Genomic DNA, 9,187 nt, shown 5'->3' on the forward strand with positions numbered 1-9,187 from the left:
CTCCCGTGACCGCTTCAGACCAATTCAATTCGACCCATTCCGTTGTCGATCAGTACGCCGAACTGGTGCTGCACAACGGCCGTTTCTACACCCTCGACCCGGCACAACCCTGGGCCGAGGCCGTGGCCATTCGTGACGGTCGCTTCATCGCAGTGGGCAGGCTCGAGTCGCTGCAATCGCTGATCGGCCCGCACACCCGGCAACATGACCTGGACGGTGCCTTCTGCATGCCCGGCCTGCACGACATGCACACCCACCCGGATCTGGCGCTGGCACCGCGTTACAGCGACGAACTGGATGTCGGCATCGAAGACCCGACGCCCGAGCAACTGGTCGCGGCGATCCACGCCTACGCCGATGCTCATCCCGGCGACGGCTGGATCTACGGCCAATACTGGGTGCGTTACACCTTCCGCGAAGCCGGCCTGACGCCGGGCCGCGAGTGGCTCGACAGCGTGATGCCGGATCGTCCGGTGGCCCTGCTCGACCGCATGTGGGGCACCATGATGGTTAACTCCAGGGCCCTGGAACTGGCCGGCATCGACCAACACACCGCCGACCCGCGCAACGGTTACATGGAACGTGACGAACTGAGCGGCGAACCCAATGGCCTGTTGATTGATGGCGCGTACGCCTTGATTCACGCCGCGATGCCACCGACTCCGGTGGACGTGCTGCGCCGTGCCTATCGCGATGGCGTACATTTCCAGACCTCCCGCGGCGTGACCGCGACCAAGTACGTGCATGTCTGCGAACGGCGTCTGGAAGCCCTCAAGGAACTGGATGACGCCGGCGAACTGACCCTGCGCGTAGAGGCAGCGATCAGTTGGCAGGACGACATCTTCCCGGTCCGCCGCCGCTGGGAATTGCTCAGCGGTGAACGGCATTACTATCGCAGCGCCCGACTGAATGCCAACGCGGTGAAATTCCACTTCGACGGCACCGTAGAACCTAAATCGTCTTACCTGATGACCCCTTGGTCGCAAGATTCGAGCTGGCGCGGCAAGCTCAACCTGACCCCGGAACACATCACCGACATGGTGGTGGACATGGACCGTCGAGGCCTGCGAGTGATCGCCCACTGCACCGGCGACGGCGCCTCCGACGTGTTCCTCGATGCGGTCGCCGAAGCTCGACGCCGCAACGGTTACAGCGGCATTCGCCATCAGTGCGCCCACAGCACCCTGCTGCATCCGGGCAACCTCAAGCGTTTCAAGGAACTGAACGTGATTGCCGAGTTTTCCCCGGCAGCCTGGTACCCGACGCCCTTCGCCAGCGGCGCGCGGTCCGGCTACGGTCAGGAACGCCTCAAGCGCATCTATGACTTCAAGGGCGTGCTGGCCGCTGGCGGCATCGCGGTCATGGGCACCGACTGGCCCGTGGCCTCGATCGATCCGTGGTTGGCGCTGGAAACCATGGTTACCCGGCAGAACCCGTGGAACCAGGAACCCGACTGTTTCGGTGAACCGATCACCCTTGAACAGGCGCTGCAAGTCGCGACCCTCAACGGCGCCCACGCCATGGGCCTGGAACATCTGACCGGCAGTCTGGAAGTCGGCAAGTCCGCCGACCTGATCGTGCTCGACCGCGACCTGTTCGCCGAAGCGCCGCGCAACTACATCCATCGCACTCAGGTGCAACTGACTTTCGTTGAAGGCCGGCCGGTGTACGACCGCGAGTCAAGGTTCAGTGACACACCGTTGAAAGCCGTCTGGCAAGGTCAGCCACCGATGATCGAGGGACAGGCCTGATGAACCTCCCAAGCATTCCGGTGACCGTGGTCGCCGGGTTCCTCGGTGCCGGCAAAACCACCCTGCTCAACCGCATGGTCCAGCGTGCCGACAGCGGACGCCTGGCGGTGATCGTCAATGATTTTGGCGAGTTGAACATCGATGCCGCGATCATTGCCGAAGTCACCGACGCGGTGTACAGCCTGCAAAACGGCTGCATCTGCTGCACCGTGCAGGAAGACCTGCTGGCGCAATTGGTCAGCCTCTCGCAGCTGCAGCCGCGACTGGAACGGATCGTCATCGAATGCAGTGGCGTGTCCGATCCGCAACGCATCGTGCAGACCCTGGGTTATCCACAACTGCGTGCGCACTTGCATCTGGATGCCGTCATCACGCTGGTCGACGCCACGGGCTATAGCGCACTGGAAGGCGAATTCGCCCGACTGTCCAGAGCGCAGGTGGCCTGTGCCGATCTGGTGTTACTGAATAAATCCGACCTGGTCGATTCGACCGAAGTGGACAGCATCCGCGCGTCCCTCGGCAGCCGCGCGCCGGTGTTCGACACCGTACAAGCGCAACTGCCCGACGCGTTGCTACTGTCAGATCGCAGCAATCGCGTCGGCCTGAAGATCACGCCGTTGCCGGAGCACCATGACCAGCTGTTCGAAAGCTGGGTCTGGAACAGCCCGCACCCGCTGCCGCCCAAAGCTCTGCGCGAATGGCTGGCCAGGCTTCCCAAAGATATCTTCCGCCTCAAGGGGCTGGTGCAACTGCAAGGTAACGAACAGCCTTATTGGCTGCAACATGTCGGTGCCCGCAGCCAGTTCAGCCTGGCCACCGGACAAACGCCGGAACACGCTGTACAAATGGTGTTCATCGCCCGCCGCGGCTGTGGCCTTCGTGAAACATTGGAAGCGGGGTTGGCGGATATTCAGGCAGTGTGAACGACGCAGGAACCTCATGGCCGCTGTGGCTGGCGGCATATCCCGCAACAATCTGATCTACGCCAGCCCCTTATATCTTTCGCACACCGTACTACGCTGGGTTTCATCGTCTTGAAGCGCGTCTTTGAGCCTCTTTTTGAATTCCACGAAGTCCCCTTATGAAAGATCAGACCAGTCCCGCTTCCCCGGCAGAACGACCGCTCATAGGGAGCACCTTGCCAACATGTACGTATTTCTGTACGTTTAAATCATTGAGCGAGGACCCCGTCATGCAAACCATCAATTACACCAATGCCCGTGCGCACCTGTCTGAAACCATGGATCGAGTAAACGAAGATCGCGTTCCGCTGCTGGTGACACGCCAAAAAGGCGAACCGGTCGTCATGATTTCTCTGGCCGAATTCAACGCCCTCGAAGAAACCGCTTACCTGCTCCGCTCCCCCGCCAACGCCGAGCGCTTGATCAAATCGATCAACAGCCTTCGCGCCGGTAAAGCCAAAGCCAGGCAACTGATTGAAGAATGAAGATTCTCTTTACCCCTGAAGGCTGGGATGACTACCTCTGGTTCCAGCAGAACGATAAGGCCGGACTCAAGCGTATCAACCTTTTGATCAAAGCGATCCAGCGTGATCCTTTCGACGGACTCGGCAAACCTGAACCCCTCAAACATAACCTCAGCGGGTTTTGGTCGCGTCGGATTACGACCGAACATCGATTGGTCTATGGGGTAGAAGACGATGAGATCCAGATACTGATGTGCCGATATCACTACTGAACCCAAACATCAGATTTCAGGCATTCTCCACTCGGCGACGCGAACAGTCGCCACCTTACTGAACGTCCACGCAAGGAAGCTGACGATGAAAACCTGTAGCGCCTTCTCGATCTCCCTTCGCTCAGCGCCCTGGGGATAACTCATGCTCGATATCCTGCAAGGCACGCCGCTGTGGGTTTTCGCTGTTTATCTGCTGCTCTGTTATTACGGGTTCAAGGCCTGCTCGAGCAGCAGGGAAAGCAGGATATCGTTGCTGATTACCCCATTGATTCTGGTTATCTGGTCGCTGTTTTCGCTGAATCACACCGCCTTGTCGACGGCTTTCTGGATGGGCGGCGTGGCCCTTGGCAGCCTGGTGGCGATGGGCATGTTCTCTCGCAACGGTGCCGTACTGGAGGCTGATGGCAACGGGCTGATCGTCCCCGGAACCCTGAAGATCCTGCTTATCTCCCAGCTGTTCTTCGCCGTGAAGTACTACACCGGCTATCAGGATGCCGTTCACCCTGAGTTGACGGCGACTACGCAAATGCTGGCACTGACTGGAGTGGCTTCGGGGTTCACGGTCGGTCTGTTTTGCGGGCGGGCGATCACCTTGTATCGGGCGTTGTTATCACTGCAAGCGCGATCCTGGCAGCACAGCCGTTAAAAACCGTCACTCAGGCATGGTTCCTTGACGCCGCTGCACACGCGCCCTGAAAATGCCCGGCGCGTTTCCCGTCTCAAACCTTGTTAAATGAAGTAGTGAAATTTCAATGCCCGAATCCAACACCGATGAATCCGTAATCACCTTGTCGTCCAAAGTGGAATACGAAAACGCCATCAATCTTTCGCAGCATGTGCCGCAGGCCAAGACCATTAGTGAAATGGTGCTCGATGCGTTTCACACCTCGAAGGAAAGCGACCAGATTCGTGACTTACGCATTGCGATTCGCCAGGCACATGACCAGTTTGACGACGACAAAGCCTACGAACTGATGGGTGAGCTGAAACAGCTTAAAGACGCAGAGGCCGCCGACATCGCCGCTCTGGAAGACTTGAGCAGCAAATTTTCCATCAGCCGGATTCTGTCCAGCTTCAAAGACGATCCTGAGTTCCAGGAGCTGGTGTATGGCCTGGCGCTGAAAGTGTTGAACCAGACCCATCAAGCGGTCAGCAACCCCAGCAGCGGCAAAACCAAAACGGCTCGCGCCAAGAAAGAAATCGAAGTGTTCTCCATCAGCAAGGACGGCGTGAGCGTCACCCTGCCCCTGCGCACACCTCGCTCCAAGCCGAACATGGACCGTGAAGCCTTCGAATTCCTCGGTTTTGCGTTTGTCGGTGAAGGCGATCAAGCGGAACTGGAAAACGAAACCTTCATGGATAACGAAGGTGCCAAACAGCCCGCTACCCGGAAAAGCATCATCACTGCCCTTCAGCAGCAGACGGCGTTCGACGGTTACAGCATCGCTCAGCAGTAACACCGGAAGATCAAAAGATCGCGGCCTGCGGCAGCTCCTGCGCCGGTCGCGTTCCCCAGCGGAATCGAAGGATAGAGGCCGGTCCTGTAAATACCGTCTTACCCCTCACCGGTAAACCGCAAACTCGCAGCTCATGACGGTCAGAGTCGTGATGCCTCTGCCTCAGACGAGCAGGCCTGCGAGTCGGGAACACAGAAAAGTTGCTCGAACAGCAATTTAGTCACACGATCATTGCCCTTCGCCCCCAAGTGATCATGATCTGCAATTTCATCATCCATGAAGCGTGCTTCATTCATATACAACGTCCGAGTGCCTGTCTGTTTTTCCAACTCGTGATTAATCAGCAAGTGTTCGACAGGCGCGGCTTCAATAATGAAAACCGGGGTTTTCCCTGCGACACGAACACTATCAGCCAACTCGCGTAGAAAATTCACGACTTGCGTTTGAAAGGCTGTCTGTCGTCTATCCAGCCAATGCACTTCAGCCTGTCTCGCTGGATAACCATCGGGGATTATCAAGCCGTCGCCATTGTGGAAAACAGCCACCCAACGTCTACTGTAGCGTAATAGCATTAACCCTCTCGGATCATTACAGACATCAGGGCCATGTAATACCTCAAGCTGCTTCAGTGACTGATCAGCCTCATCACGGCATGGGGAATAGTGAACATTGGTAAAGGTTTCACTAAAAAAAGCATTGATGGGCAAGGGCTTCAGCCATTGAGCCAACGACAAGGATTTCAAGCACGCAGGCGCATGCCTGGCATAGAACACCAGGTCAGTGCCCGTCCAGTGATTTGGACAGCCAAGAGGAGCAAAAAGGATATCGGCGGGAATACTGATGACCACCGTCTTTCCCGCAACCTCGGAGGCCTGCTGCACCATGGAGGGGAACTCCCAAGGCATCAGGCCTGGAGCCCCCATATTGAATGTCTTGTGACCATGCGTATTGAAATAGTCAGTGTTGAAATGGTTTTGCACCCTGGAAGAGCCCACCAGTACAACTTCGGGCGCTGGCGTCTGCGCTTCCAGCAAAAGCCCCTTCCAGACTTTGCTTTCCTGCCAATAACCTTGCCCGATCAAAAACTTCGCGAACACAACAGTGAACAGGTTAGCCAGCACCACCACCATAATGGTCGCGACCAACGTCCAGCCAATGGTGCGGCGTAAACGGGCATGAACAGAAGAACTCGGGCGTGTGGTCATGTCAGTAGTTGTAGTAGTTGAAAGGGCTGGATGCATTGGACAGCACGCGTAGCATGGTCAGCCCCAGCAGCAAGGCAAGGATCAGCCCCCAGCCCACGCCAGGCGCAGCCAGGAGCCGGCCGGCAATTCGAACGCCAGGCAACTTGGGTTTGAGCCCCTGGCGCAGGAAGTTGGTCGAGTCGAGTACGGGACGATAGCGCCCCATTATCTCCACCGAGTTCGGCGCAAACAGGCAGATACCCCACGCGAAAAAAATCAGCAGGAGCGCCTCAATGGTGCCCGGCAGAACAGACAGCGCACTTGCCGGAGTCCCTCCCAGAATCATCACAATGCCGTCCGCCCAGGTTTGATGGAAATTCGACGGCAGAATGACCGGTTGAGCAGGCCCTCCGAATCCGGCCAAAGCACGCAACGTCAGCCAGGCCCCCTGAATGGTGTGTGTTTGGAAAACGCAGCCCAGACCGATCAACATCAGTTGCGTCTGCCCCCAGCTTATGAAGCGCCGTCCTTGGGACAGATTGCGCGGAGCCGGTGTGCGCAACACCAGACGACGCGCATGCTGGCAGGTCACGATAAGACCATGCAGGGCTCCCCATAGTAGAAAGTTCAAGGTTGCACCATGCCAGAATCCGGCGATGATCATGGTCAGGGGCAATGCCGCCAGATGGCGACGCACCACCAGCCGACGCCCCGCCAAAGGCCGGAATACATGATCGCGAATGAACTGGGTAACGGTAATGTTCCAGCGATTCCAGAACTCATCCATGCTCACGGCTTTCAGGGGCGAGTAGAAATTCATCGGCAAACGAATTCCGACGATCAACGCCAACCCGCAGGCCATGTCGGAGTAGCCGGAAAAGTCGAAATAGAAATTGAGAAATCCTGCCAACGCCGCGATCCAGGCGTAAAGAAAGTCCAGCGCCTGTCCGCTGTCGGCAATACCGAAAAGGCGGTGTGAATAACTGCCCAAGGGGTCGGCGAGCAGCACTTTCTTGCTCAGCCCGATAATGAACAAGCTGCTTCCGGCGAACAGGTTGGCGGAACGCAACGCAAAAGTACTGGGTTGGTTGAGCTGCTGGATCATGTCTCGATGGCGCACCAGCGGGCCGGCCACGAGATGCGGGAAGAAGCAAATGACAAAGGTGTAGTCGGCACCCTTGGCCCGGGCATTGTTGCGATAAAGCGAAACCAGGTAGGCGATTTGCTGGAAGGTAAAAAACGAGATACCCAAGGGCAAGGGCCGCTCTGCAGGAACTGGAACCTCTGGCCAAAATGTACTGACCAACCCCATGCAAACCGGACCGACCTTGAACCAAAGGAGCAATAGTAGATTGGCGACTATGCCTAGCCCAAGTAAAAGACGTCGTTGAGTACCCTGCGCCCGGAAAAGCCAACCGGCCAGCAACCAGTTGGCGAACAGGGACGATAGCAGTACAGGAACATCCGATGGATTCCATATGCAGTAGAAACCCAGCGAGGCAAAAATCAGCAAGTACTTTGATGCCTGAAACCCAAATCGATGAAGGTTCAGAGTCATCAGCAGGACAACACCGGCAAGTACCATGAAAGGCAGGCTATTGAACAACATATCAAGTCCCGGAAGTCAGAAAATCGGCGCTGTAAAACCGGCACTGATACCACTTGTCTTTTCCCGTTTCCGGGGGATAAAAGCAAATAGCCATTACTGCAAATTTCCCGTACAAGATCCCATAGATTGTCGAACAATCAAACAGCTTAAATCCCCTAATACATAAATGTGCCGTGCGCGCCCTCTTCCTCGAAAACGTAGCACTCTAAAGATCAGGAACATTACATGGACAGTACTAAGCAGGGTGACAATTCCCGCGCATTTTTCGACTACCTGCGCAAGCAGGTTCTTCCGATTCGTCCTTCTCAGTACGATCTGTCAAATACCTGTAACCTGGTCTGCGAAGGCTGCCTTTTCTTCGCCGGTTCCGACTATGAAGGGCATGTTCCGGTTACCGACCTTGATCAAATTGATCGATTCTTTGCCGCGGAAGCAAAGCGTGGAATCAATTATGCCGAGGTAGCCGGAGCCGAGCCGTCTCTGGTCGAAAGCAAACTTGTCGTGATGTCCCGACATATTCCAAAGGGAGTCATCTATACCAACGGCACCCGCAAGCTCACCCGCGAGCTGAACTATCGCCTGCAGATATCGCTCTGGGGCTTGCCCGAGGAAAGCGCCAAACTGAGGGGCGCGAACATATTCGCCAAGCAGGTGCGAAATTACGGTAATGACCCACGGGCCATCTTCGTCTTTACCGTTACCCGTCAAAACCTCCAAAGCATCCCGGCCATCGCGCGAATGTGCGCTGATGAAGGGCTGCGCCTTAGCTTCAACCATTACAGCCCGACGACTGACTACCTCACCCGACTGGGTAATGAGCAACTTGATCGTTCAGACTATTTTCGCTTCAGCCATAGCGACGATAACCTGCTACTTGACGCTCAAGATCTGGCTCTGTCACAGGTTTTAATTGGCGAAGCGATGGAAAACTTCCCCCAGACCATTCTCTACGACCGCAATTTCAATAAGTGGGTGCATAACGCCGACGGTCTTTATGACATCGACCCCGATACCGGCATCGCGACCAACTGTGCTGCCCGTGTAACACCTCATTACCGACATTTCCACGTCGATCTGCAAGACGCTGGTGAGGTCAAATGCTGCACGCCAAACATAGACTGCAGAGCTTGTCGGCTGTATGCCCAATCCCTGGGAAGCGCTTTGCAGCGACAAACCCGACGCGCACGCCAAGGGCCAGACTTTGACGCCTGGATGGGACTTTGGAGACTCTGGCATCTTTTATTCTGGGGCGATCTGCCAGCAGCCTTCGACAACACCTGGACACCCGCCAACAGTCGCTTCCTGGCAGTACACCAACTCGAAAACACCCCCATGCCGGATGTCAGTTCAGCGCAGTAAAGCACCTCAAGCGTTATCCTCAATGCACGCCTGAATGCCGGTGCCGGCACACTGTCTAGTCCTGAAATAGGTTTACACCTGTTTCACTCTAACGCCCGATGCACCGCATCGGGCGTTTTGTATTTTAAA

General features: G+C 56.5%; 10 protein-coding genes. 7 read left to right on the forward strand and 3 right to left on the reverse strand.

What is annotated here, in order from left to right; all coding sequences use genetic code 11:
- Positions 1-5 precede the first annotated feature (5 nt).
- The 4 genes from AC07O1_RS23670 to AC07O1_RS23685 all read left to right on the forward strand — a co-directional run bounded on the left by AC07O1_RS23670 (position 6) and on the right by AC07O1_RS23685 (position 3,449).
- A complete protein-coding gene (locus tag AC07O1_RS23670) occupies positions 6-1,751 on the forward strand; it encodes an amidohydrolase (protein ID WP_495090321.1) in 1,746 nt (581 codons plus the stop codon).
- A complete protein-coding gene (locus AC07O1_RS23675) occupies positions 1,751-2,674 on the forward strand; it encodes a CobW family GTP-binding protein (RefSeq protein ID WP_495090322.1) in 924 nt (307 codons plus the stop codon). Before AC07O1_RS23670 ends, AC07O1_RS23675 begins: the two co-directional genes overlap by 1 nt.
- 269 nt (positions 2,675-2,943) lie before the next feature.
- Complete coding sequence (locus AC07O1_RS23680) at positions 2,944-3,198, forward strand: type II toxin-antitoxin system prevent-host-death family antitoxin (protein ID WP_494991892.1); 255 nt, start codon at positions 2,944-2,946, stop codon at positions 3,196-3,198.
- Complete coding sequence (locus AC07O1_RS23685; protein WP_495090323.1) at positions 3,195-3,449, forward strand: Txe/YoeB family addiction module toxin; 255 nt, start codon at positions 3,195-3,197, stop codon at positions 3,447-3,449. The genes AC07O1_RS23680 and AC07O1_RS23685 overlap by 4 nt, the downstream gene beginning before the upstream one ends.
- 9 nt (positions 3,450-3,458) lie before the next feature.
- On the opposite strand, the gene AC07O1_RS23690 is transcribed toward AC07O1_RS23685, so the two are convergent.
- Positions 3,459-3,593, reverse strand: coding sequence for a hypothetical protein (locus tag AC07O1_RS23690; protein ID WP_495090324.1), 135 nt, complete (start codon positions 3,591-3,593; stop codon positions 3,459-3,461).
- Here AC07O1_RS23690 and AC07O1_RS23695 point away from each other — a divergent pair.
- Entirely contained in the window at positions 3,592-4,095 is a 504-nt protein-coding gene (locus AC07O1_RS23695; protein WP_495090325.1) for a hypothetical protein, read from the forward strand. The two genes, AC07O1_RS23690 and AC07O1_RS23695, sit on opposite strands and share 2 nt — an antisense overlap.
- 106 nt (positions 4,096-4,201) lie before the next feature.
- Positions 4,202-4,906, forward strand: coding sequence for a hypothetical protein (locus tag AC07O1_RS23700; protein WP_495090326.1), 705 nt, complete (start codon positions 4,202-4,204; stop codon positions 4,904-4,906).
- A gap of 140 nt (positions 4,907-5,046) precedes the next feature.
- Here the strand turns inward: AC07O1_RS23700 and AC07O1_RS23705 are convergent, their stop codons facing one another.
- Positions 5,047-6,111 carry a hypothetical protein gene (locus AC07O1_RS23705; RefSeq protein ID WP_495090327.1) on the reverse strand — a complete coding sequence of 355 codons (1,065 nt, stop codon included), beginning with the start codon at positions 6,109-6,111 and terminating at the stop codon, positions 5,047-5,049.
- 1 nt (position 6,112) lies between these two features.
- Entirely contained in the window at positions 6,113-7,348 is a 1,236-nt protein-coding gene (locus AC07O1_RS23710; RefSeq protein ID WP_495090328.1) for an MBOAT family O-acyltransferase, read from the reverse strand.
- 576 nt (positions 7,349-7,924) lie between these two features.
- On the opposite strand from AC07O1_RS23710, the gene AC07O1_RS23715 reads away from it, so the two are divergent.
- On the forward strand, positions 7,925-9,058 hold the full coding sequence (locus AC07O1_RS23715; RefSeq protein ID WP_495090329.1) for a hypothetical protein: 1,134 nt from the start codon (positions 7,925-7,927) through the stop codon (positions 9,056-9,058).
- Positions 9,059-9,187 lie beyond the last annotated feature (129 nt).

Source organism: Pseudomonas sp. GW821-FHT07G10, from assembly GCF_059418545.1.